Origin of the sequence: Nonlabens sp. Ci31, from assembly GCF_012974865.1 — a bacterium.
Taxonomy (GTDB): domain Bacteria; phylum Bacteroidota; class Bacteroidia; order Flavobacteriales; family Flavobacteriaceae; genus Nonlabens.
In genome coordinates this window covers 3,547,818-3,572,993 of record NZ_CP043633.1, presented here as the reverse complement: position 1 = coordinate 3,572,993, position 25,176 = coordinate 3,547,818, and the positions used below count along the sequence as shown (strand labels likewise).

The following is a 25,176-nucleotide window of genomic DNA, read 5'->3' as shown; positions in this document are numbered from 1 at the left end:
TTTTTTATGTCTATACGATCCAAATCAATCAATCTAGTCCATAGTAAGGATACGTAAAAGAAGATACTATTTTGTACGGTAACTATTTTTAGGAGTAATGGTTGGAGGGTATGGCAAAGGAAAGGAAAGGTAAAGCAAGGAAAAGAAAAGAAAGGCTGTTTTCTAGCTGCCAGAAAGATCGGTACTTTCAAAGGCTCCAGCATCAGGACCTTCATCGGGAAGAGTGGAAGTACTCCTCTGAACACCAGAAATATCAACTGTTGTATCAGTAGCGGGATTTGCAATGCTATTTGCGCCACCTGTGTTGTCTATACGCAATTTAAAAGCATCTACATCTTCAAATAAGGGATCTGCATTTAGAAAGCAATCTTCATAGAGACTTATATCACTAAAATCATAAGCAGGAATACCGTCAAAACTATTGGAGATGTCATTAAATCTCAATAGCGCATTTTCAAATTTGAAATTAAAAGCAGACAAGCCATCATTTAGTAAAGCCAACTCTATATTACGATTACCGTAAATAATACAATTGGTAAAATTAGCAGCAGTTAAATCTTCTGTAAGATTAGTATTGGGGATAATATTAGACACCAGTAAGCTAGGCTCTTGTCTAAAGCTATTATTCCAGTAGTTAGAGATCGTACAGTTATTAAAATTGTAATCACCGCCTAAACGCGCAACCACAGTAGACTGTCCAGAATTGTGAAATATAGAATTGGTCGCTTCTATGGAAGCAGTGGTTCCTACTAGAGCTGAGTTGGCGCTGTTTAAAATCTTAGAATTGTTTATTTTTAAAGTAGCTCCGTTAGCCGTAGGATTATTATTATCCATAATAATTCCTACACTGGCATTTTTAATGGTGGCATAATTGATTTCATGGTCTTTACTACCGCTGGTAAGCCATATGGCAGCCCATTGTCCAGCAACATCTTCGTAAATAGGTTCTAATCGGTCGCCTTCAAAAACCACCTCGTTTTCTAAATCTTCTGTTGTAGAAAGAGCTCCATTTACCTTGAGAGTGCCCTCGTCAGCTACAATAATCCCGCTTCTGGAGTGGAAATGTATTCTTGCACCGGCATCAATGTGAAGCGTTTTATTAGAAGCTACTCCAGCAAAACCATAAACCACATAAGGTTTTTCGTTGGTGAAATGGAGTTGGTCGTCCTCCAGGAAAAATCCAGAAATACGTATGTCATTTCCTTCCTCATCCATTCCTAAAAGTAATGTTTCCGCTATGCCTTGTGCATTTCGTTCAGGAAACAGGAAAACAGCATCTTGTATCAAGGTGACTAATTCTACTTTTTGGAGGTTGGCACCAGAGTCAAATTCAATGGTATCTTCATATAGAAACTCTGTATTTGAACTGAAGTCTATAATGTCCACAGTAGTCTCTACAAAAACGAACATAGAGTCCTTTGCAAGTAACTCTACATTTTCAAATACTTGTCCAGGAACTCCATCAACAGACAGGCGGTATTTAGAGTTAGTTCCTTGCGCTAGCGCTACTCTAGGAATGACAATATCATCACTACTGCGATTATACACTTTAAAAGTTCTCGTACTGGATCCTATGGTAGAAAAAACCGTATCTAAATAAACCGTATCCTGAGAAAACTCTAAACTACCTGTACTAGAGGTGAATTCAAAATCATTTCTACAAGAAGAAAGGAATACCAGAGTAAGGAAGAAAAGAAGTACAGTAACTATATATTTCATGAGGTTTCAAATAGATCTCTTAATTCTTGAGATATTTTAATAGGCTTTCCATTCTTATCAATTGCGCACCAGTCAGAAGTAGTTTTGGCCAGTAAATCCATGGTACTTTCGTTATAGATTTCAATAAAACGTTCATAACGCACGTTTGTTGCTCTTCCTGCTTGTGTTTTGATCAAAATTTTATCACCTAATACGGCTGATTTTTTATAAGTGATACAGTGTTTAAGCATCACCCATCCAAAGTTGTCTAGCATTTCTGGGGTAGCCACATTAAGCCAGTGTTCACTAGCTATATTTGCTGCCCATTGCACATAGACTACATTATTGACATGATCCAGATCATCAATCTCATCACGTGATACGATACGTCTTTTTTCAAAAACGGGTAATTTAAGGTCTATCACTACTTCAGAATTTCTATTTCAAACAATTTAGGCCATCTTTTTCCAGTAATAAAAAGTCGGTTATTCTTTTTATCATAAGCAATTCCATTCAACACGTTATCCTTTTCAGAATAATTGGAAATTTCATTTATTATGCTGTTTAAATTGATCGCGGCTTCTACCACCCCGTTAGCTGGATTGATAATCATGATTAAATTAGTAGTGTATACATTGGCATAAATTTTACCATCGATCCATTCCATTTCATTGATTTTTGAAACGATGCGGTCATTAGAAACCACTTCTATATACCCTAATTCTTCATAAGTGTCTGGATCAATTTTCCAAATTTTGGAACTTCCATCACTCTTATAAAGATAGGTGCCGTCATTAGTAAGTCCCCAACCTTCTTGACTTTGATTGTATTTAAAGTCGTCTATTTTATCAAGATTCAGATCGTATACATAACCCATCTTACTTTGCCAAGTCAACTGGTATACTTTATCATTGAGAATAGTCAATCCTTCAGCAAACTGGCTGTCTGGGAGACTCACCTTCTTTATGGTTGCTCCGGTTTCTAAATTGGTAATTCTTATATCACTTTCTCTATATTGCCCCGTACTTTCATATAAAGAATCCCCATAAAATTCCAGTCCTTGAGTGTAGGATACGGTATCGTGGGGGTAGGTATTTAGGATTTTATAATTGTAAATCTTTGCTTTTTGAGTTGGCAATCTCTTGATTTGTGTGGTCACGGTTGTATTCATGCCATTCTTATAAACGGTAGCTTTAAAAGTAAGATTTCCATAAGGTTGATTTTTTAGCTTTCGCGAAAGCCTGCTTCCATCAGTCCCATCGATACGAGCAGCATTTTGAGTCCACACGACACTATCTATACCTATGGAGGCGTCATCTAATAAAGAAATTTGTACCGTATCTTCTTCACTCCAGTTTAATTTTGAGTTGGTAATGTCAAGTCGGTAGTTATCTTTAAAAACCTCTATGTCTGTTTTACAAGCTGATAATGAGAGCGCTATAACCATCATTAAAACCAAATATTTCCATTTCATAATATCATTTTATCAATCCGAAAGATAGCTATAAAAAAGCATGGGAAAAACCTTTGTGTAAGTAAAACTAGGCTGTATATTTGCACCGGGCAAGTCCTACACAACCAGCTCCTGCTGAACTCCTCCAGGGCGGGAACGCAGCAAAGGTAAGTGGTCGTAGCGGTGTGATGTAGGTAGCTTGCCTTTTTTTTATGTCCTTTATAAGAATCTAAGCATTTGATTTAAAAGAGTTTATGAAAAAAGTAGTTCTCGTTACCGGTGGTTCCTCTGGTATAGGTAAAGCCATCTCCTTATTTCTTCAAGAAAAAAACTATACCGTTTACGGTAGCAGTAGAAATCCTTCTCATTATCCAGAAAGTCTTATTCCATTGCTCGCACTTGATGTTCAAAATCAAGAATCCATAAATCTTGCCGTTAAAGAACTGATCCAAAAAGAAGGACAACTCGATATTTTAATCAATAATGCTGGAGTAGGAATTACGGGTCCCATGGAAGAAACACCTATTGATGAGGTGAAAAATGCTATGGAAACTAATTTTTACGGCCCTTTAAGAGTATTACAAGCGGTATTGCCGCAAATGAGGGCTCAAAAAAGTGGACGTGTCATTAATATTACCAGTATTGCGGGTTATATGGGATTGCCTTATCGCGGTATTTATAGTGCGAGTAAAGGTGCCCTAGAAATCGCTACAGAAGCCTATCGCATGGAATGTGCGCACCTAAATATTCATTTTAGTAATGTAGCGCCAGGTGATTTTGCGACTAATATCGCAGCCGGCAGATTTCATGCGCCTGTCATTTCAGGAAGTGATTATGAAGACGGTTATGCGCATACATTGAAGTTGATAGATGAGCATGTGGACGATGGGAGTGATCCTGTAGAAGTAGCTAACAAAATTTACGAAATACTCCAACAGAAAAATCCTGGAATTCATTATAAGGTAGGTAGCTTTCTACAAAAGTTTTCTATCGTTCTCAAGAAGATTCTTCCAGAGAAACAGTACGAGAATATGTTAAAGAAGCATTACGGCTTATAAGATGCTTTTGTTATCGCTGTAGTGATGGATCAAGTTTAGCATCCACTTTAATTTTCAATGAAAATAAAAAGCAGCAGCAGGAGCTATGTATCAATCCTTCTTGTGATCTGAAGTGAAAGGCTCTAACAATTGTTCATGAAAAGCGTCAGGATAGTTCTCGTCTCCGGGAAAGCCTAATTCCAACTCTGCATGGTCATAAGGAATATGCGCGGTACCAAATAGGTAATCCCAAATGCTTAAAGAAAGACCATAATTCACACCGTATTTCTCTCCATCGGGGATTTTCTTTGCATGATGCCACAGGTGCATCTTAGGGTTATTAAAGATATATTTAAGAGGTCCATAATCCCAATCGAGGTTGGCGTGGTTTAAATGACCTATAAATACAGCAATCATATGGATCACAATAAATTGCTCGATACCAAAACCTATCATTGCTAGAGGTAAATACTGCAAGCCTTTGTAAAGAATAGTTTCCATAAAATGGAACCTAAACTGTGCGGCAAAGCCCATTTCTTTAACGCTGTGATGTACTTTATGAAATTCCCATAAAAAAGGAACTCGGTGCAGTAATCGGTGAATATTCCATTGAATGAAATCGGCGATAACAAACATGATCAATAGCTGAGTCCAAAAAGGAAAACTACCCACCTCGATAGCTACTAAGTTTGTAATTCCTATAGTTGCAAGGCCATCATTAAATAACTCTACAAACACGTCAGAAATCGCGTTGTAGCCTACCAATGAGAATAAGAAGAAGTTGAAAAACAGATAAAATAAATCCAACCAGAAGTCTTTACGCAACAACTTCTGATTCTTGCGCCATGGCAGCCAGATCTCCAAAGCAAATACCAATAAAGAAACCACCAGAAGCCAGTAGAAATAATTGGTCCACGACGGGTTCATTATTTCTCTCCACAAGTAAGACGCATATCCATTGAAGGATTTTGTAAATATGTCTATGTATTTATCCATTGCTATTAAAGTCGTTGAAAGAATGGTGAAATTACTTCTTTTAACGTTTACGATAACGTTGTATCATATTAGAAATTTATAATGATATAAAATGATCATGTTATTTTATTTTTACAGGACAAAATCCAGTTTATGAAATCCTTTTTTTATCTGTTTTCTTTTTTAATAATAGCGGCTTCCTGCAAAGAAAGTGTGGTAGAAGAAATTCTTTTTGCTGAACAGCCGGCATACTTTGACTGGAGTGCAGCAAACGTTTATTTTTTACTGACAGATAGGTTTAATAATGGGGACAAGTCTAACGATACGATCATCAACAGATCTAAAGAAACCGGAAAACTACGCAGTTTTGAAGGAGGCGATTTTGCTGGAATTATTCAAAAAATAGAAGAAGGCTATTTCACTGATTTAGGAATCAACGCGATATGGTTAACTCCTATCTGGGAGCAGATTCACGATGGAGTAGATGAAGGTACGGGGTATTCCTATGCATTTCACGGCTATTGGGCAAAGGATTGGACCGCGGTAGAACCTTCTTATGGAACTTTAGAAGAGTTTAAAAAATTGGTTGATACAGCACATAAAAAAGATATTAGAATTCTCCTCGACGTGGTGATCAATCATACGGGTCCGGTAACAGAGCAAGATCCTTTGTGGCCAGAAGCATGGGTGCGCACGGGGCCAGGTTGCACTTATCAAGATCAGTCCACTACGGTGACCTGTACACTGACTAATAATTTACCAGACATAAGAACAGAAAGCAATCAAGAGGTGGACCTGCCTCAAATTTTGGTAGAAAAATGGAAAAAGGAAGGGAGGTATGACCAAGAAATAAAAGAGCTGGACGCATTTTTTGCAACTTCAGGATTAAAAAGAACTCCAGTCAACTACATCATTAAATGGGTGACTGATTATGCAAGAGAAACTGGCGTGGACGGTTTTAGAATAGATACCGTAAAACATGTGGAAGAATCGGTTTGGGCTACTTTTAATGAACAAGCAAAACTAGCCTTTGAAGAATGGAAGAAAAATCATCCTAAAAAACGCATTCACGACGATGAGTTTTTTATTATGGGAGAATTGTATGGCTATGAAGCTAGTGGAGGAAGAGTGTATCCGTTTTCAGATCAGCAAGTAGATTACTTTGATGCGGGTTATGATGCGATGATCAACTTTGGATTTAAAAACCATGCTGTCGCAGACTACAAAGAACTTTTTAAAAGGTATGATGGTTTTAGAAAGAATCTTCTGAACGAAAAACCAGAAAGTGACGCTTATTTTATGAATTACATCAGCTCTCACGATGATGGGCAGCCCCTTGATGCCAATCGTGAAAAAGCAATGGAATCGGCTACTAAATTATTACTTACTCCTGGAATGACTCAACTATATTATGGTGATGAAATTGCGAGACCCTTAGTAGTAGAAGGTGCTATAGGAGATGCTAATTTACGTTCTGTGATGGACTGGGACCAAGTGAATCAAGAAATCCTTACTCACTGGCAAAAGCTTGGGAAGTTTAGAAACAATCATGTAGCAGTAGGTGCAGGAGATCATTTTTCACTGGAATACGAAGGTACGGGAACACTTGCTGCCCGATTCTATGATAAAAAGGAACATCAAGACAGCGTACTTATAGGTGCTGGACTAGCTAACGGATTGCTTGAAATTCATGTGGCTAAGGTCTTTCCAAAAGCCACCCGATTGCGCAATGCTTATACAGAAAAGAAACTTGCCGTCGTCAATGGAAAAGTGACTGTGATGGTAAAGAATGGCTTGGTGTTGTTGGAAAAGATGTAAGTCATTCCGTTGTGTAGCGGTATCGCTTACAACCTTCTAGAGGTGGTATTTTGAATAGAGGACTCCATTGTGATGAGTTGGTTTGAAAAAAGGATTGTACAAGAGTGAAAACACGGCAATTTACCCTTTGAGGATGTTGGTTGATTTGATACAACTGCCGATAAGGTTGTATTTTATTTTCTCATAGGAAAAAAAGGCCTGTGATGAGTGCTCTGATTTCTGCGCCCTGTTTATCATCTAAACTTTTTCTGCCATAAAAAGTCTTCGGTACAACGAGCAGGCTAGTACAAAAAGATTCTTGCAAACACCTATCTTTAAAATCTCAATTAAACTTTAAAGATGAAATACGGTTATTACGCGCTTCTTTTATTAAGTGTCATCAGTTGCAAAGAAATCGGTGTGTTTGATCCGTCTGTCGATGAGAATACTGCTCAAAATGAAGTGGTACAAGATAAGATTCCAACACCACAACTCCACTTGCAACAAGCAAATAATCTCGCTCAACTGCCATTACATTGTTTAGAAACAGAATACCCTAATAAAATGGGGCATGTCACGGCAAGTCCTAAAGATCAAAAAAGACCTGCGGTGCAACATCCTGTTTTTTATGGTTGTTTTGATTGGCATAGTGCCGTGCATGGGTATTGGAGTGCGATAACTTTGATTAAGCAGTTTCCAGAATTAGAGAATAGAAAAGAACTATTAGAAAAAATTCAAAGAAACTTAACTAGTAAAAATATTAAAATAGAAATCGCCTACTTAAACACCAAAGACAACACCAGTTTTGAACGTACTTATGGCTGGGCATGGTTGCTTAAATTACAGCAAGAATTGGATTCTTGGGATAGCGCAGAAGGAAAAGAGCTTGCTCAAATCCTACAGCCTTTATCAGATGTTGTAGCAAAGCGTTATGTGGAATACTTGCCAAAATTAAATTATGCCATACGAGTGGGCGAGCATTCTAATACGGCTTTTGGGATGGCGTTTGCTTATGATTATGCGGTACAGGCTTCAAACCAGGCGTTAAAAACAATCATAGAAGCCAAAGCAAAGGAATTTTACCTTAACGATACTGGATGTCCGATTTCTTGGGAGCCTAGTGGTTATGACTTTCTCTCTCCGTGTCTGGAAGAGGTAGACATTATGAGAAGAATTCTTCCTGCGGCTCCATTTCATTCTTGGATAAAAGACTTTTTACCTGAAATAGAGAACGGTATATTAGATATCGAGATTGGTAAAGTCTCAGACCGTACAGATGGAAAACTCGTTCATATCGATGGCTTAAACCTCAGTCGTGCTTGGGTACTTTACGGACTTGCAGCTCAATACCCAGAATACAGCAATCTTACAGAAATTGCAGATGCCCACATCGTCAATACATTACCTAATCTGGTTGCAGATGATTATGCAGGCGGGCATTGGTTAGGGACTTTTGCTATCTACGCATTGCAAAATGCCGAAAATGTTCCGTAATCTGTTTAAAAATATAGGTCCGGCGACATTAATTGCGGCGGCATTTGTAGGTCCGGGAACGGTTACGGTTTGCACGCTTGCTGGAGCAAATTATGGCTACAGCCTTTTGTGGGCGCTATTGCTTTCTATTTTTGCTACCATCATTTTACAAGAAATGGCAGCACGCTTAGGATTGATCACAGGTGAAGGACTGCCAGAGATTTTAAGAAGTGCGATCTCTAACAAAATCATTAGAATAAGCCTTATTGTATTAGTTCTCGCAGCCATCGCAGTTGGAAATACGGCTTATGAAGCAGGGAATTTAAGCGGTGGTGTTTTGGGATTGCAAACCATTTTTGGCGAGCAATGGTATTTCCCGTTGCTTTTAGGGGCGATTGCTTTTGGATTGCTTTTTTATGGCAATTATAAAGTGCTGGAAAAAGTATTAATTACCATGGTAGTTATTATGGGAGCTTCTTTTATAGCCACCGCAATTGCGATAGGTCCTGATTTTCAAGAAGTCTTTAAAGGTCTTTTTACACCTCAAATAAATAGTGATAATATCTTGACCATAGTAGGATTGATAGGTACCACGGTTGTTCCTTATAATCTTTTTCTTCACGCCTCGCTGGTCAGTGAAAAGTGGCATATGCCCAGTGATTTAAATGCGGTTAGAAAAGATACCATCATCAGTGTTATTCTTGGCGGGTTGGTTTCTATGGCCATCATTATTGCAGCAACGGCTTTACAAGGAGCTGAAGTCTCTGGAGGAGCTGCGCTTGCCTCAGCACTAGAGCCTGTTTATGGATCATGGGCGACTTATGTGTTTTCTATAGGTATTCTTGCGGCAGGAATCACTAGTGCGATTACCGCACCTCTTGCTGCTGCTTATGTAGTAAAAGGCTGTTTGGGCTGGAAGGGAAACATGAAAAGCTGGTCGTTTAGATCGGTATGGATCTTTATTTTGGTCATTGGTATCGTCTTTTCTAGTATAGGTTTAAAGCCGCTTGACATCATCATATTTGCTCAAATAGCTAATGGATTGTTACTTCCTATCATCGCTATTTTGTTACTTTGGCTAGTGAATCAGAAGTTGTTGGGCCCCTTTCAAAATAAAATCTGGCAAAATATCATGGCGGTTATAGTTATTCTAATTGCTGTAATTTTAGGAGCCAAAACAATTTTAAAAGTATTTGAACTCGTATAACATGAAAAGCATCGATATCAATTGTGATCTAGGAGAAGGAATGTCAAATGACAAGCACATCATGTCATTTATCAGCTCTTGCAATATTGCTTGTGGAGGTCATTATGGCGATGGCGAGTCGGTTAGAACGGCCTTGCAACTGGCTTTGAGTCATGGAGTAAAAGCAGGTGCGCACCCATCTTTTGATGATCAAGAGAATTTCGGTCGTGTGTTTATGGATCTTTCTAGATCTCGCTTTCGCGAAAGCGTCACCCAACAAATGCAGCTCTTTACCAAAACAGCACAGCAAGTAGGAGTAGACCTGCACCATATAAAAATGCATGGTGCCCTGTATCATGCCACCGCTTATCGGGAAGACTTTTCTGACTGGTTGATAGAATGGATAAAGGACTTTTACAGCGAGACCATTCTTTATGTGCCACCTCAATCCTTATTAGAAAAAAAATGTAGGACCAATGAAATTCCCTATAGGCGAGAAGCATTTGCAGATCGTTATTACGATGCACAAGGAAAGCTGGTAGCCAGGTCTGAGCCTAACGCATTGATTACCGATTATAAAATAGCGGCGTGGCAAATAGCGGCACTGGTCAAGGAACAAAAAGTAACCTCCATAGAAGGTGTTTCAAATCAACTGGAAGCAGATACGATTTGTATTCATGGAGATAATTTAGGATTAACAACCAGTTTAGAATACCTTGTCAAGGAATTAAAAACAGAAGGAATTTCCATTGCCTAAAGCTCCAATTACATATCACGCTTACAGTGAAAATGCCCTGTTGATTTCATGGGATGAGCAAACGCCTGACATGATTTCTAAAAGAACCATTGCCGCGCTCCAGATTAAAAAACTCTTTCCAAAAGAAGTACAGATCAATCACGGTGCCTATTCTATTTTAGTTATATCGGAACTGGAGATGGATCACAAAAAGATGGAACACCTCATTGATAAACGCCTACAAAGTAAAAAGGTTTTAGAACAAACCACTAGGTTATGGAAGTTGCCTATTTTCTATGATATAGAAAAAAGTCTGACCGAAGCTTTAGAGCCTACCTGCAGTTTTAACGAGATCATCAGCATTCATAGTTCTTCTATTTATGTGGTAGACTTTATAGGGTTTTTACCTGGTTTTCCATATTTGAAAGGACTGGACAGCCGTTTGCAACTGCCCAGAAAAACAACACCATCTTTAAAAGTTGCAGCAGGATCTGTTGCTGTTTCTAATGCGTATTGTGGGATTTACCCGTCTACAAGTCCAGGAGGCTGGCATGTGTTGGGAAACTGCCCACTGCCTATTTTGGATGTTCATAGAGTTCCACCTAGCTTGCTTCAATCTGGAGATCAGGTACAATTTTATGCAGTTTCTCAGGAAGAACACGACCAACTTATCACACATCGAGAGACGGGTGTATTAGAACTAGAAAACTTTAAAAGCCATGGCTAGAATAACCATACTTAATGCTGGTTTCTATGATTCTATACAAGATAATGGCAGGAAAAAATACCGTCATTTAGGTGTGCCACACAGTGGTGCTATGGATCAAAAAGCGGCAGATTTAGGAAACTCTTTATTGAATAACCCTTTAAATGCTGCAGTGCTGGAGGTAGTTTTAAATGGAGGCAAATATTTATTTTCATTACCTACTTGTATAGCCATTACCGGAGCAAAAGCTATAGTGATGGTAAATGATATGGTGGTAGAACAAAACAAGTTGCTAGAGATACATTCTGGAGATGTATTAAAAATAGGAGCAACAACAACAGGTAATTTTATTTATGTTTCTATATGCGGTGGTTTTAAAACAGAAGAAGTATTGGGGAGTAAATCCTTTTATTCTGGTATTACTTTAATGGGGAAATTAGAAAAGGGCTATGACTTGGATTACGATTCACAAACGGAACCCCAAGCGACAAAGGCTCATTGCAAACCTGTGGCACAAGAAAGTGCTTTACGATGCTATGCAGGTCCAGAATTTCATTTACTGGATAGAAAGCAGCAAGAGAAATTACTGAATACTAGTTTTACTATTTCAAAGAATTGGAACCGTATGGCGTTCCAATTAGAAGAAAAAATCTCCAATAGTCTGGACCAACTAAAAAGCAGTCCTGTACTTCCGGGAACGGTGCAGCTTACTGCAAATGGCCAACTTATCCTATTGATGCGAGATGCTCAAACCACAGGAGGATATCCTCGAGTATTGCAATTGGAGGAAGCTTCTATATCCAGTTGCGCTCAAAAGAGAGTGGGAAATCAGATTGATTTTATAGTTTTATAATCGTTAAACTATAATTAATTTTAGTGGTGATTTAAGACTTTTCTACTTTATTTAGAATTATATGAACGAACAAACTGCATTAGAATCTTTTAAATGGAAACATGTGCCTTCACTTTTATGGAGCAGTGCAAAAAGGTGGAATGAAGATGATGTATGGCAATTGAGTGCCAGCATTGCTTATTATGCTATTTTAGCCCTACCTGGTCTCCTTGTCATTATCATCAATATCATCAGTACGGTATGGAGTGATGAAATTGCTACAGGACGCTTGACAAATGGCTTAACATCCTTCATCGGTTATGATGCCGCCTCAGATCTCAACAACATACTGCAAGCAGCACGTTTAGATAATGAGAGTTGGTTTGCAAATGTGATAGGTTTGGTGACTCTTGTATTTGCTGCCACTGGAGTTTTTTACCAACTACAGCTAGCTCTCAATAAAATCTGGAAATTAAAAATCAATCCCAAAACACCTTGGTGGAAAATTCTTACAGACCGGGTAAAAAGCTTTGGATTTATTTTAGTTCTTGGATTTTTGATCTTGATTAGTTTTGTCTTATCTGCTGTAATAGCCATTTTACAAGACTGGATCCAGCTTCATGTTGCTGATTACTTGGGAAAACTAGCCATGGCTATTAACTTCTTAGTTTCCTTAGGAATTATCTCCATTTTATTTGGATTGATGTTTAGATACCTTCCAGATGCAAGGCTGCAATGGAAGATGGTATGGCCAGGTGCTTTGCTCACAGGACTTTTATTTGAAACAGGTAAATTTTTATTAGGGATTTATTTCACACAATCATCACCAGCTAGTGCTTATGGCGCTGCAGGACTTATCGTTTTGTTATTGTTATGGGTTTCTTATTCTTGTTTGATACTTTTTTATGGAGCAGAGTTCATTTTGGTTTACGTAAATCGATATGATAACGGAATCAAACCTAGTTCTAAAGCATTAAAGTATAAGGAAAAGGTCATATTCACAGATAAAGGAGAAGAGGTAACTGATAAGGATATGGAAGATATTCTAAGTGTTGACGATACTACTAAGGACGGTGAGGATCGTTAGTTGTAAGTCTCTTTCCTCAGATTAGATTTTAGTACCTACTTAAGAGACGTATTTCTTCTGTTGTAGGAAATTCTACCTTTTAAGCAGCTCATTAGGTTTTCTAGTTTGCACTTGGTAAAGAAGGGAATGCCTGACTTGGTTCTTAACTACATTAGAATCATCAAAAGATAACGCGTATATGGCTGTTGTTCAATTCTAAAAGTCTCGTTAATTCATCTTTTATTAAGAAAAAGACCAGCTGTTTTTATTATATTAAGATAAAAATTATGAGTACAGATAACCTTATCCAAAGAGAAGCAATAGAAAAATACCTAGAACTTTCTAGAAATGTTAAAACAGCCATGATGCTGACAGGACTAAGAAAAGCACCAGTCCCAGCTATTCCTATGGGATCTAAAGAAATACTCGATAATGGGGATGTCATTTTCTTTAGTAAATCTACCAGTGAGCACAATGCTAATATCGAAAAAAATAAAGAGACACAACTGATTTTTGGAGATGTGAAGTCCAAAGAATTTTTAAGTGTATACGGTACAACTGAGGTATCAAAAAACAGGGAATTAATTGATAAGTACTACGATAACTTAGACGACAACTGGTTTGAAAGTAAAAATGACCCAACCTTAACCGTTCTAATTTTTAGTCCGCAAGAGGGACATTATTGGGATAACAAAACCAATGCTTTGATCACTTTGGCAAAATTAGCTTACACAAAAGCCACTGGCGACGAGACAGAAGTGGGAGTTTCTGGAAGTCTAAAACTGTAAACGATAACAATGGTAAACAGTTCAGATACTGTACGAACAATGTCAACATCTAATAATGAATCCAGAAGTTGATTCCTTATTTAAAAGCAATGATGAAAAATATCTTTTAAATAGAAAAAATGCTGATCTAAGGGTCGGCATTTTTTATTACAAATGACTCTGCAAAGGAATACTATACTTCTCTTCCTTAGGTTTTTCATTAAATTCCTCCTTATCTTCTAATACTTTACGCTTGTAATCGCTATATCCGTTGGGAGAAATTATTAAGTCCATCACTTTTTTTGTAAAGATACTACTATGCGCGCATAGTAAGTTCTAAAGAATTCCTAATTTTTGATAGTCTAAGTAACTGACATCAAACGGCTACTTGTTGATCAAAGACCACATTTTGCTCTCCATATTTTTTCAAGTAGGAGCGTATGATCTGATTGGTATGGTAGTTTGCTGTTTTGCGATCGATATAGTCCTCACAATCGGCCATAGTAGCTATAGAAGCGTATTGATCAACAAATCCATAACCTTGATAAGCTCCGTCTTTAACCATTATAAAACAAGTTTCTTCGGTTGTGCGACCTGGTTGTTTAATGATGTAATTAGGGTTTTGATTATGTAAAGAGGCTATTGCTTGGGTGGCTCTAATGTTATAAAGTGCTACCAGTTCTTCTTTTTTACAGACGCCTTTACAATTTTTGAGTTTGTAGTGAGCCGTGCAATCTACCGGAGTTTTAAAACTACAATATCGCGGACAGAGATTAAAGTCGGCACAGAGTTGTTCTAATTGTTCTACCGCATGTGCTCGATCGTAATGAGTGACTACCGAATAGTCATAAGACTTCACGAGCCCCACGGCAAATTGAATAACTCCTAATTGGTTTTTGTAATGTAGGATTTGATAAGCTGCTCGTGGTTTTTTTTGGGCGCTATTGAATTTGGGGTAGTATTGTTTGATAAGGTCTGCTTCTTGTAATAAGGCGACCAATTCATTGCCCGTAGGAATGTGCTCTATATAAAAGATCTCCTGACACATCAGATAAGACTTGCTCGCTTTAGAGTAAAAATGCGACAGCACTCGTTTCTTAATATTGATGGCTTTACCGACGTAAACAACCTTGCGAGCCTGATTTTTAAATAAATAGACACCTGGAGTTTCTGGTAACTCGTGAAATTGAGATCGGTCTAAATGCGGCGGAAAAGTTCCTTCTTTATTGCTTCCTTTTAGAAACTTTGCAAATTCTTCACCATCCTGATCTATTTCTAATAACCTCTGAAACAAGGTGACTGTAGCGTCGGTATCACCTTCTGCGCGGTGTCTGTTTTCTAGGGAGATTCCCAAAGAATGACACAACTTTCCCAAACTATAAGAATTCATTCCAGGAATCAATTCTCTAGAAAGCCTTACGGTACACAACTTTTTACGTTTAAAATCAAAACCTAAACGTTTGAATTCGTTGCGTATGATATTGTAATCAAAGTTGACATTATGCGCCACAAAAATAGAATCTCGCGTCATGCGTTCTATTTCTTCAGCCACTTCAGAAAAAAGAGGTGCAGCAGCGACCATTTCATTATCAATCCCAGTTAAGCCGGTAATAAAATCGGGAATCAAACTCTCTGGATCAATAAGGCTGGTGTATTTTTCAATCACTTCGCTTCCCAGCATGCGTACAATACAGATTTCGGTCATGCGATTATTACTCATTCTATTGCCTGTAGTCTCTACATCGATAACACTATAATACTGTTCTTTAAAATTCACTAAGTTGCTTTTATTTGGAAATGTTCCAAAATTATGGAATTATTCCTAAAAAACGAATGCTATTCTTACTTTTAACAATGTTTATTTTTATAGGATAATTTACAGTACCGAACTGTCAAGTATTTTTTGACAGGTCTTTGTGAATTGCTTTCAGGCATTATCTTTATAGGATAATTCACAGTTCATAGTCCCCTGTAGTTAGGCCGTAGTTGTTGTGAATTGCTTTCAGGCATTATCTTTATAGGATAATTCACAGTCATTCGTCAAATGACAATGAGTGAGGCGCTGTTGTGAATTGCTTTCAGGCATTATCTTTATAGGATAATTCACAGTCACTTTTGGAATAATGCGTTAAGTGATGGCGTTGTGAATTGCTTTCAGGCATTATCTTTATAGGATAATTCACAGTTTTTAAAATTTGATTATTAATAGAAGTTAAGTTGTGAATTGCTTTCAGGCATTATCTTTATAGGATAATTCACAGTGAAAAGCGTAGTTTTATACCATGCTTGATAGTTGTGAATTGCTTTCAGGCATTATCTTTATAGGATAATTCACAGTGTCATCAGCAAGATAATTCAAATAGGCAACGTTGTGAATTGCTTTCAGGCATTATCTTTATAGGATAATTCACAGTTGTTTTCTGTGAACGTTCCATCGTCTGCATGTTGTGAATTGCTTTCAGGCATTATCTTTATAGGATAATTCACAGTGCTATGTCCCATCCTCCGTTAGGTAACGCGTTGTGAATTGCTTTCAGGCATTATCTTTATAGGATAATTCACAGTACCGTATTCTTGATTTACGTGAGAGATAGTGTTGTGAATTGCTTTCAGGCATTATCTTTATAGGATAATTCACAGTTAAATTTACCGCGGTATTAAGAGCTGAAGTGTTGTGAATTGCTTTCAGGCATTATCTTTATAGGATAATTCACAGTGGAAGTAACTACGCAGGTAAAGCAGCAGGCGTTGTGAATTGCTTTCAGGCATTATCTTTATAGGATAATTCACAGTAAAGGTTATGGATTTGATCTTACCAGCCCAGTTGTGAATTGCTTTCAGGCATTATCTTTATAGGATAATTCACAGTGCTAAGGTTTTGTTTTGTCTTGAATGTCAGTTGTGAATTGCTTTCAGGCATTATCTTTATAGGATAATTCACAGTTAACACTGTGGCGTGATCTTGCTTTACACGTTGTGAATTGCTTTCAGGCATTATCTTTATAGGATAATTCACAGTGTATCTATTACTCCTTCTTCTATCTCATGTGTTGTGAATTGCTTTCAGGCATTATCTTTATAGGATAATTCACAGTACGTATGATATTTAAAAAGCAAGTTAACGCGTTGTGAATTGCTTTCAGGCATTATCTTTATAGGATAATTCACAGTCTAGGGGAAGAAGTTAAATGGAGTGATTTTGTTGTGAATTGCTTTCAGGCATTATCTTTATAGGATAATTCACAGTTTATCGGTAATATTTTCTCGCTTGAACTTAGTTGTGAATTGCTTTCAGGCATTATCTTTATAGGATAATTCACAGTTCTCCACAAGGCGAAACAAAGTATTTCAAGTTGTGAATTGCTTTCAGGCATTATCTTTATAGGATAATTCACAGTATAAAGACCAACAAAGTATACTAGCTGAAGTTGTGAATTGCTTTCAGGCATTATCTTTATAGGATAATTCACAGTTTCTGCAAGTGTTAACTTACTTCCCTTTACGTTGTGAATTGCTTTCAGGCATTATCTTTATAGGATAATTCACAGTGAAGATCAAGGAAAGTACTACGTATATCTGGTTGTGAATTGCTTTCAGGCATTATCTTTATAGGATAATTCACAGTAAAATTACCTAATGTTATATCTTCCCAAAGTTGTGAATTGCTTTCAGGCATTATCTTTATAGGATAATTCACAGTCATTTTTTATAAGTTTATCCGCTGCTTGCGTTGTGAATTGCTTTCAGGCATTATCTTTATAGGATAATTCACAGTAGACAGTCGCTTATTGAATTATTCCTAGGCGTTGTGAATTGCTTTCAGGCATTATCTTTATAGGATAATTCACAGTTGTCTGCATATAGTTTATTATCTGTGTTTAGTTGTGAATTGCTTTCAGGCATTATCTTTATAGGATAATTCACAGTTCCCTTTACTCTAGGTCCTACATAAATGGTGTTGTGAATTGCTTTCAGGCATTATCTTTATAGGATAATTCACAGTTAATCGGTAAGGTTTTTTTATGTATATTTAGTTGTGAATTGCTTTCAGGCATTATCTTTATAGGATAATTCACAGTATACCCGGCATATTTTGCTGGGTATCTGTGTTTTATAGTGCGCTTTAGAATAGTATAAAATGATTGATTCTTATCGTATAGATAGCAAATGAATCCAGTTTAATACCTTCTGCGGTAATCTTAAAAAAGTTCTAGCTGTTGATCCCCAAAATCTTTTTCTATTTCCTTTTTTCCATGAAATAATTCCATCATACCAAATTGTTTATCAGTAATTTGCATAATGCATACCTTTCCCTTTTTAGGTAAGTTGTTTTTAGTTCGCTTAATATGCACGCCGCTGTTTTCTCGACTAGGGCAGAAGCGTATGTAAATAGAAAACTGAAACATATTAAAACCATCGTCTAGCAGTCGTTTTCTAAAACCACTGGCAACTTTGCGTTCGAGTCGTGTTTCTGTAGGAAGATCAAAAAATACGAGCACCCACATAGATCGGTATTGATTGAGCGTTTCTAGATGGTTCATGCTGTCTCATTTTTTACCTATTCAAAAAATTACCTTGAAATTCTGGATATTTGATCTTGCGACTGCTGCCATAAAAGCATTCCCATAATGAGTTGGTCGTGCGGCTCATCGCGTTCATTAAAGGACTGTTTCTACCATCTATAAAAACATCTATGGCAGGAATCATCAATAATTGCGCTTTAAGAGTTGTAGAAACTTCTTCTATATCCTCACCACGTGTTACCATTTCCCAAACGATGTGGTCTACAAATGGGCGGTAAGGCTCCATAATATCATCTGCTAGGGTAAACGCATTGTACTTATTTGAATGAAAGATTCCTATACTGGGTAACAAGCCGCTAGAGATCAAAGCTCTTGCGGTAATGGCTCTTAAAATCGCATAGCCATAATTCAATAAGCCATTAGGTGCCACTCCTTTCTGGTTTCTACTAAATTCAGGAAGATCAAATAAATTTTGAAAATAAAAAGCCGCAGCCAGTGCTTCTTGGTTATCATGATCAGCTGTTTTTACTTCTTTGGCATAGCGTTCTAAACGTAGCGGATTCTTCCCTATCTTTTTAAAATGTTTGGCTTGGTTTTCTATTTTGGTCATCACCGTTTGTTGCCATAAATTCTTTTTAAGCGGGATACTGGCATTTAATTGATGCCGGTAGCGCTCTGTTTGCTCACTATGACCTTGTAAAGGTTGTAAAAAACCAGTAGGTAAGTGCTGCGCATTACAAGTAATTACTGCCGTTTTATTATCTACCAATTTTCTAATCAATCCTGTAGTAATGGTAATTTGAGGATGTTCTAAAACAATGTACCCTAGATCTTCAATAGGGATGCGTTTCTCTTCCTGCTCTTTATCAGGAAAATTAACGACCAGCTGTTCGCTTTTAGTGCTGAGGTAAGCAGGGTTACCGAAAAATAGAGTTCGTTTTATCATTTCACTTTATTTTAATATTCTCCTACATGAACAATTTGACCAATATGATTCAGACGAACTTTAATCAAACCTTCTAGGAGCCCCAACGATTGATAATGTTTATAGGTAAAGTCTAGGTTATAATTTATCGTACTTTCTAAATGATGCCTAAACATATAGTTTTTATTTGCGATCTTTTGAACTCTAAATAAATGAGGACTGATCAATTGTCTATTTTTCTCATCCATTAAATCAATTTCCTTTGGATCAAATTCTTCACTTGGGAATACAAACATCTCGTTTTGTTTCATAGTAAATAGAAATTCCCATCCCAGTTCTTGATTATAAGTTTTATCAATAATAGGCAAGTCTTGGTTGGACCTGGTCACAGCCTCGTAAAGAGAAACTACTTTTTCTTGCAATTTGTCTTTTGGATCTTTATATATAGCTACATGATGATTATTTCCTAAGCTTACATAGTCCACAGGGATTTTGTTGTTGTTTTCATCTATTAAATCAGTACCTAAGTGATCTTTAGCGGTGTGCAGGGGTACAGCATTTGAAACTCCTGTGATGGTGACTTTTTTAATAGCAATACCTCTTTCTTTATTTTGCCAAATAGGATTGTTTTCAAGGTTTGAAAAAGCTTCTTTTGCATTGTTGCCATATTCACTTAACCTCTTTCTTAGTATTTCTTTGGTTCCGTTATCTATAACCTTGTCAATTTTTAAATCGGGTGAAACATCTTTTCTTATGGTATAGATTTCTTTATAACACAGTACTTCTGTTAATGGTTTATCGTGCCATAAAAGTGGGTCTTTTTTCAAGGTTTTACCATCAAATGCTAGCTCGGGATCATCCTTGTATTTTTTTAAATATTCTAAAACGATAATTTTTTGTTTTTGATCAATAACATGTTCCGCTTTCGCGAAAGCAAATCTTTTATTAAGTTTAGTAGTTTTGACTTCTGGAGTCAAAGATTTACCGTAAATAGTTTCTTTGTGCAATTGTCCCCTAGGGGTAAGAGATTTTGTCCTGTTGTAACCACCTTCTTTTTTTGTTTTATTAATGTTTTTGGTAACGACTTTATTCTTTGCCTTAAAGGAGATGAGTATTTCTTCTAAATTCTTTTTTGCATGGCTTCTAAAGTTAGGGAAGGGTTTTATATATACTCTTTTGTTTTTACCATTCTTATTTAAGACCATCTCTGTAATCTTATTTTCTATTCCTAATATAAGCTTGTGTTTTTCATGAAGCGTGTTTCTTCTAGCGTTCAGGTTATTGATGTATTGAATATGACTTACTGTGGTAAATGCTACCGCAAGAGCGTCCATCGCGTGGTGGCGGTGGTCATTTCTCTTAGTCCAATCTTTAATTTTCTCTACTTCCTTGCCATGCTTGCGTTGCTCCACTTCTACAAGACCTAAAGCTTTGTACTTATCTAGATTAAGTTCTTTTAACACATTGATAATTCCCCATTCCTCTCGTAATTTATCAGTAATCATACCTGTGGTAGGAGTAACGGTTTTACAAACTTTTTCTAAAAGTGTTCTAGATTTTTTTGCGATATACTGGCTGTTTCTAAGGTCACGTTCTATAAAACCTTCATTAATATCTCCAGCAGCCTTGAGTAGTTTATCTCGTTTTGCCTTAGTAATAGCACCTTTTCCTTTATCATAAAGGGCTTCAACCCTTTCCTTATAAACCTCGATATCCTTACTTTTATCTTGACTTATAAAGTCCATGGCAGTACGATTAGCTTTTTTTAAATTAACCTCGCGATATGCCAGTGTTTTATTTGAAAAGGAATCGTCATAGACTAGGGCTTTGGGGATAATATGCTCTATGTCAATTTTTTTACTGAATAAATCTTCCTTTGCAATATACGTGTCAGAAAAAAGTGATTTATATCCTCTCGTAGAGAGTTCTTCCCAAAGTTTATACTTCACGACATCACTTTTAGTAGGTGTGAACCCAAAATCTTTTTGAATGGTTTTGGCAATGTCTAGATTTAGTTTTGTCGCTGTATTGATGTACTGGGTCATTTTTTTACGCTCTTCGGTAGATTTTTTGAGTTCGCGCGCTAGTTCAATCCGTATCTCATCTGGTTTTCCATAGGTGTCTATAACTTGATTGACTAGGTTAACTACCTGGTTAAGTATTTTCTCTACTACAGGATTGCGCAGGCTATTTTTACTTATGAGATCTAAATGGTCTGCTAATTCTCTATTATCGTTTTCTTCTTTATTTAAGCTGTTAGAATGATTATAACCCGCAAGATCACAAGCCTCATAATAATCGTGACCTTCAATAAGATGTGGCATGATCTTCCTAATAGCTCTAGAAGAAAGACTTCCATAATCGTTAGGAAAAGAAATATTGCTTAACATTTTTGCGTATTCTGGCTTAAAACCATATTTAAGATGTAGTTTTTTTCTCAATGCAACATCTTGATTTCCATAAATAAGTTGGTCCTCTTCTTGTACTTTACCTCCATCTCCTGCAGCGTAGAGTAAGTGCCATAACTCCAGACTCTTCTGACTGCTGTATTCATTCCCCTCTATTAAAGGGTCAAAACCTAATATGCCATTGTCTATTCCTATATCGTTAAAGACAACCTGTAGTTCTTCCCAAATCTCTGATCCAGTTTTTTTGCTCCAGTCGTGACCATAACCTTCTCGGTTAGCAATGGTTTGATACACATCGAGTAGCTTTTGATTGGTTGTATTTGCATTGATACCCTCCTCGAAATTACATTTCCAGTCCTTTGAAGAAAGCCCTAGTAGTTTTAATACTTCTGTTGTACTTATTTTACCTTTTGAGTTTGCTTTAGAATTTGCTTCGTTAAACAAAAGTTCTCTGTCTTCTTGATCTATTTTTAGAGTGACTAATTTTTTATCAATAATGAGATCTTCTTTTTTTAATTCATCAATGTTTTTACCGATATATTTGAACTCAAGGTCATTGATGTTTTGCCAGATTTTAAATTGCTGGAAAAGGGGTGAGGATTTAGGAATTACTCTATGACCCACGGTTCTTTTTCTAGTTTTTTCTTTAATTTGATCATAGTATTCCTGTTCCCAACTCTCAAATATACAATGACTTAAAAGTCCTTTTTGTGATTTAAGGGGTCTTTGATAAAAGATAACGACATCCCTGATTTCTGACTTTAATTCATCAGAAAGCTGTTTGTGAAACGCAGCTTGAGTATTCCAAATGAGCTCAAATTCATCAAGGTAATCTTGTCTATAAAACACTTGGTTTTTAAGTGATGTATGTGGATCTTTTTTGATCTGATCATACATAAACTCACCAACTGTAATTTTATCTGTAATCAATATTTTACTACGATCACTAATTTTTCCTAGATAGCCGCTTGTTCCATCAATATCGTTGTTGATTTCTTGTAGCGCAATGGCAAGTTGTTCTAGATCCAGCTGTTCCTTAAGTCCATCATTTCTAAATTGGTACTTTAGTAAACGCTGTTCGTCGTTAGAACCTTTCAAGTATTTACCTTCTATTTCAAAAGGTTTGGAACAAATAGTCCATGTCTGACCACTCTTCTTATCTTTTAATTCTAGAAAAAGTGCCTGTGTCAGTAATTCTGGATAGTAATTTTTCTGATTTTCCCAAATCGCTAAAAACTCGGCTTTAAGATCAGATGGATAAAAATCTGGTATGTGTTTTTTCTTGTTTTTTAGTAAACTAAAAGTGTATTCACCTGGTGTAAGTTCATATTCATATAATATTTTTGCTACCGCCATTCCGTCTACCGCAACGCCATCACTTTCCTCTTTTGTTTTTCTACTACTTTTATAGCCTCGTTTTTTATTGATGGCAAGAAGCACTTTTGAGAGATCTTCTAACGTTATCTTTTCTCTAGCCGCTTTAGCTCTTATAAACAAAGTTTCATAAGTTGTGTTCTTACCTATTTCAGTCAAGGCAGTGTCATCATTTATAAAATTATGCTCTTTTAATATTTCTATTAAATTATCTCTACGTAGTTGAAAGCGATCTAGATTTCTTCGAGCACCTCGCTTTAAAGTTCTATCAGCATTAGTTGAAATAGGTTTTCCTCCTTCAAAGTTGATTTTTTCATCTACCGTAAGTGGATTGACCCTTACGCCAAGCTTAATGATTTTTGAGTTTTCTCTCTTCTCAGCTTCTTCAATTAGTGCCCATCCTATACTTGTTGTGCCTAAATCCAATCCTAATATTTTTTTCATAAACTCATTTTATAATCTAAGCCCTAAATATATTAATAAGAAAAATAGAATTCTTACTGTTTCCCGTAATGTTCATTAATGAAAGAATTCTTACATTTACAGTCTGAAAGCAATTCACAATAAGGATTATTCCGTTGTGAAAACATTCAAAGCGGTGCACCCTAGGTGCATCGTTTTTTTTATTAATGGTTTTGGATCTAAACTATTGAAATACTAACCAAGTAAGTACCAATTTTATAAACGTACAGGTTACAAATGGAGAACGAATAAGAAGATCCAGCACTGCAAACACCCTTTTGCCTGTGGACGTTAAACATTCCTCTCGTTGCACTCGTCGGATGCAAGAAGGGAAAGACTTGTACTAATAACTTTTGAGAGAGTGCTAGCCGATTCTACTATGAAATGGTATGACAAATGAAAAAGTTGTTTTTTTAGAAAAGGCATTGGAAAGTCTGTTGTGAAAAATGAGAAGAATGAAGCGTTAAAAATAAAATTTGTTGAAAACGAAATAGGATGACTCTCTTTAAAGATTGGGTTAAGCGGTCGTCAAGTTCATACTTTCTATGAAGTTTTAATTTTATTTAGCGCAATGAATGAAATTTTTAGGCAGGGGTACCACAGGTTATATCTTTTTGGTTACTTTTTGGAGCAATGCGAAAAAGTAACAGAAGCTAGAAGCTAAGAAGGAAATTAAAATTTTAATAATGAACCTAAAATCAAGTCAGTTTCAGAATCGCATCCCCATTTTCCTTACTTAGACATTTCGATACTCCGTATAAGTAAGCTAAGCAGAGGTTGGCATTTTTCCCAATCCCGATAGTTATTGCGAGAAAGACCATTTCAACAAACATCGAGAAAGATTCCAAGCGATACCTCTATGCAAGGGTATGACAAGTTAAATAGCATCGAGACAGTTCCAAGCGATCATCTTTTGCAGTAAAATGATCAAAAAAAATGATTGATAGAGCGAGAGCGATGCGTTGAGCACTTCGATAAACTCAGCACAGGCTTGCCGAAGTTTATAAAACGTTTACCTATACCCAAAGTTTATTCTCCCTCTTATACTGTTTTGACATTTATATCAACCATTAATTTAACCGTAAAAAGTAAACTGGAAAGCCAAGGTTTTCTTCCTTTTTAACGATTTTAAACCCAAATTTCTGATACATTTTTGCGTGAGCTTCAGAGGCCGTATCTATTATTACTGGCAGCTGATTGTTCTTAAACTTATTTCTGACTTCTATCATTAAACGAGCAGCAGTCCCCTTGCCGTCAGATTCTTTTTTAACTCCTAGTATCACAGGTCTTATATGTTCGTCTTTTGGATAGTTTTTATGCGCTAGTTGTTGCCTTTTTATCACACCAAAAATACGTTCTATGCCTATGCATTTAAATGCCATTTGAATGTCTAGAAGTAGGGTTCTCGGCGTAATTCTTTCTTGGTGAGGGAATTTTAATAAGATACAGGCTTTGTCATTATCTGATATATAAACTTCTCCAAAAAGTAGGGCTCTTTCAAATAAGTATTCCATTAACACCTGCATACGCTCTGTTCTTTTTCGGTCTTGTTTTACGATAAGATTTATAGAGTTTTCTTCTTTCAATGGTAAAAAGGCAGAAACTAATATTTCTGATACTAGCTTTTTGTCTAGGTAAGTTGCTTTTCTCAAATTGACAGCAGTATTTTGGTAGGGTATGGTAGGCGTTTGGACATGGTAGTTCGTAAATAAATCAAATATAGAATATTTGGCCGGATGGACAAAAAGCAGACTAGAA

Annotated in this window: 19 protein-coding genes, 1 other RNA gene and 1 CRISPR repeat array; of the genes, 10 read left to right on the top strand and 10 right to left on the bottom strand. The window is 36.6% G+C overall.

What is annotated here, in order from left to right:
• Positions 1-162: 162 nt before the first annotated feature.
• Genes F0365_RS15685 through F0365_RS15675 form a run of 3 tightly spaced genes read right to left on the bottom strand, consistent with a single transcriptional unit; the run spans position 163 to position 3,172 of the window.
• Entirely contained in the window at positions 163-1,719 is a 1,557-nt protein-coding gene (locus tag F0365_RS15685; protein WP_169934567.1) for a hypothetical protein, read from the bottom strand.
• Positions 1,716-2,123: an acyl-CoA thioesterase gene (locus tag F0365_RS15680; RefSeq protein WP_169934566.1), complete on the bottom strand. Its 408-nt coding sequence runs from the start codon at positions 2,121-2,123 to the stop codon at positions 1,716-1,718. The genes F0365_RS15685 and F0365_RS15680 overlap by 4 nt, the downstream gene beginning before the upstream one ends.
• Complete coding sequence (locus F0365_RS15675; protein WP_169934565.1) at positions 2,123-3,172, bottom strand: glutaminyl-peptide cyclotransferase; 1,050 nt, start codon at positions 3,170-3,172, stop codon at positions 2,123-2,125. The genes F0365_RS15680 and F0365_RS15675 overlap by 1 nt, the downstream gene beginning before the upstream one ends.
• A gap of 87 nt (positions 3,173-3,259) precedes the next feature.
• Here F0365_RS15675 and ffs point away from each other — a divergent pair.
• An RNA gene (ffs, locus tag F0365_RS15670) (signal recognition particle sRNA small type) lies at positions 3,260-3,359 on the top strand.
• A gap of 46 nt (positions 3,360-3,405) precedes the next feature.
• Positions 3,406-4,209 carry an SDR family oxidoreductase gene (locus F0365_RS15665; RefSeq protein ID WP_169934564.1) on the top strand — a complete coding sequence of 268 codons (804 nt, stop codon included), beginning with the start codon at positions 3,406-3,408 and terminating at the stop codon, positions 4,207-4,209.
• Positions 4,210-4,299: 90 nt separating this feature from the next.
• On the opposite strand, the gene F0365_RS15660 is transcribed toward F0365_RS15665, so the two are convergent.
• The gene (locus tag F0365_RS15660) at positions 4,300-5,184 is read right to left on the bottom strand and encodes a sterol desaturase family protein (protein ID WP_169934563.1); all 885 of its coding nucleotides are present in this window, start codon (positions 5,182-5,184) and stop codon (positions 4,300-4,302) included.
• Positions 5,185-5,316: 132 nt separating this feature from the next.
• Here F0365_RS15660 and F0365_RS15655 point away from each other — a divergent pair, with 132 nt between their 5' ends.
• The 8 genes from F0365_RS15655 to F0365_RS15620 all read left to right on the top strand — a co-directional run bounded on the left by F0365_RS15655 (position 5,317) and on the right by F0365_RS15620 (position 13,747).
• Positions 5,317-6,981, top strand: coding sequence for an alpha-amylase family glycosyl hydrolase (locus F0365_RS15655; RefSeq protein WP_169934562.1), 1,665 nt, complete (start codon positions 5,317-5,319; stop codon positions 6,979-6,981).
• 339 nt (positions 6,982-7,320) lie between these two features.
• Positions 7,321-8,454 carry a DUF2891 domain-containing protein gene (locus F0365_RS15650; protein WP_169934561.1) on the top strand — a complete coding sequence of 378 codons (1,134 nt, stop codon included), beginning with the start codon at positions 7,321-7,323 and terminating at the stop codon, positions 8,452-8,454.
• On the top strand, positions 8,444-9,640 hold the full coding sequence (locus F0365_RS15645; protein ID WP_169934560.1) for an Nramp family divalent metal transporter: 1,197 nt from the start codon (positions 8,444-8,446) through the stop codon (positions 9,638-9,640). Before F0365_RS15650 ends, F0365_RS15645 begins: the two co-directional genes overlap by 11 nt.
• A gap of 1 nt (position 9,641) precedes the next feature.
• Positions 9,642-10,376, top strand: a complete 735-nt coding sequence (locus F0365_RS15640) for a LamB/YcsF family protein (protein WP_169934559.1) — start codon at positions 9,642-9,644, stop codon at positions 10,374-10,376.
• Positions 10,369-11,082, top strand: coding sequence for a 5-oxoprolinase subunit B family protein (locus F0365_RS15635; RefSeq protein WP_169934558.1), 714 nt, complete (start codon positions 10,369-10,371; stop codon positions 11,080-11,082). Before F0365_RS15640 ends, F0365_RS15635 begins: the two co-directional genes overlap by 8 nt.
• Complete coding sequence (locus tag F0365_RS15630) at positions 11,075-11,914, top strand: biotin-dependent carboxyltransferase family protein (RefSeq protein WP_169934557.1); 840 nt, start codon at positions 11,075-11,077, stop codon at positions 11,912-11,914. Before F0365_RS15635 ends, F0365_RS15630 begins: the two co-directional genes overlap by 8 nt.
• 61 nt (positions 11,915-11,975) lie before the next feature.
• Entirely contained in the window at positions 11,976-12,980 is a 1,005-nt protein-coding gene (locus tag F0365_RS15625; RefSeq protein WP_169934556.1) for a YihY/virulence factor BrkB family protein, read from the top strand.
• A gap of 266 nt (positions 12,981-13,246) precedes the next feature.
• Positions 13,247-13,747: a pyridoxamine 5'-phosphate oxidase family protein gene (locus F0365_RS15620; protein WP_169934555.1), complete on the top strand. Its 501-nt coding sequence runs from the start codon at positions 13,247-13,249 to the stop codon at positions 13,745-13,747.
• A gap of 147 nt (positions 13,748-13,894) precedes the next feature.
• Here F0365_RS15620 and F0365_RS16705 read toward each other — a convergent pair whose 3' ends face one another.
• The 6 genes from F0365_RS16705 to F0365_RS15595 form a co-directional block, all read right to left on the bottom strand.
• Positions 13,895-14,020: a hypothetical protein gene (locus tag F0365_RS16705; protein WP_262889017.1), complete on the bottom strand. Its 126-nt coding sequence runs from the start codon at positions 14,018-14,020 to the stop codon at positions 13,895-13,897.
• A gap of 82 nt (positions 14,021-14,102) precedes the next feature.
• Positions 14,103-15,503 (bottom strand): exonuclease domain-containing protein, encoded by a 1,401-nt coding sequence (locus F0365_RS15615; RefSeq protein WP_240961734.1) that lies wholly within the window; start codon positions 15,501-15,503, stop codon positions 14,103-14,105.
• Positions 15,504-15,639: 136 nt separating this feature from the next.
• Positions 15,640-17,805: direct repeats of the CRISPR family, unit length 46 nt; unit sequence GTTGTGAATTGCTTTCAGGCATTATCTTTATAGGATAATTCACAGT.
• Positions 17,806-17,925: 120 nt separating this feature from the next.
• Positions 17,926-18,267: a CRISPR-associated endonuclease Cas2 gene (gene cas2, locus F0365_RS15610; protein ID WP_240961731.1), complete on the bottom strand. Its 342-nt coding sequence runs from the start codon at positions 18,265-18,267 to the stop codon at positions 17,926-17,928.
• Positions 18,268-18,280: 13 nt separating this feature from the next.
• Positions 18,281-19,195: a type II CRISPR-associated endonuclease Cas1 gene (gene cas1 / locus F0365_RS15605; protein ID WP_169934554.1), complete on the bottom strand. Its 915-nt coding sequence runs from the start codon at positions 19,193-19,195 to the stop codon at positions 18,281-18,283.
• A gap of 11 nt (positions 19,196-19,206) precedes the next feature.
• Complete coding sequence (cas9, locus tag F0365_RS15600) at positions 19,207-23,400, bottom strand: type II CRISPR RNA-guided endonuclease Cas9 (RefSeq protein ID WP_169934553.1); 4,194 nt, start codon at positions 23,398-23,400, stop codon at positions 19,207-19,209.
• A gap of 1,088 nt (positions 23,401-24,488) precedes the next feature.
• Positions 24,489-25,070, bottom strand: coding sequence for a GNAT family N-acetyltransferase (locus tag F0365_RS15595; RefSeq protein WP_169934552.1), 582 nt, complete (start codon positions 25,068-25,070; stop codon positions 24,489-24,491).
• Positions 25,071-25,176: the final 106 nt, after the last annotated feature.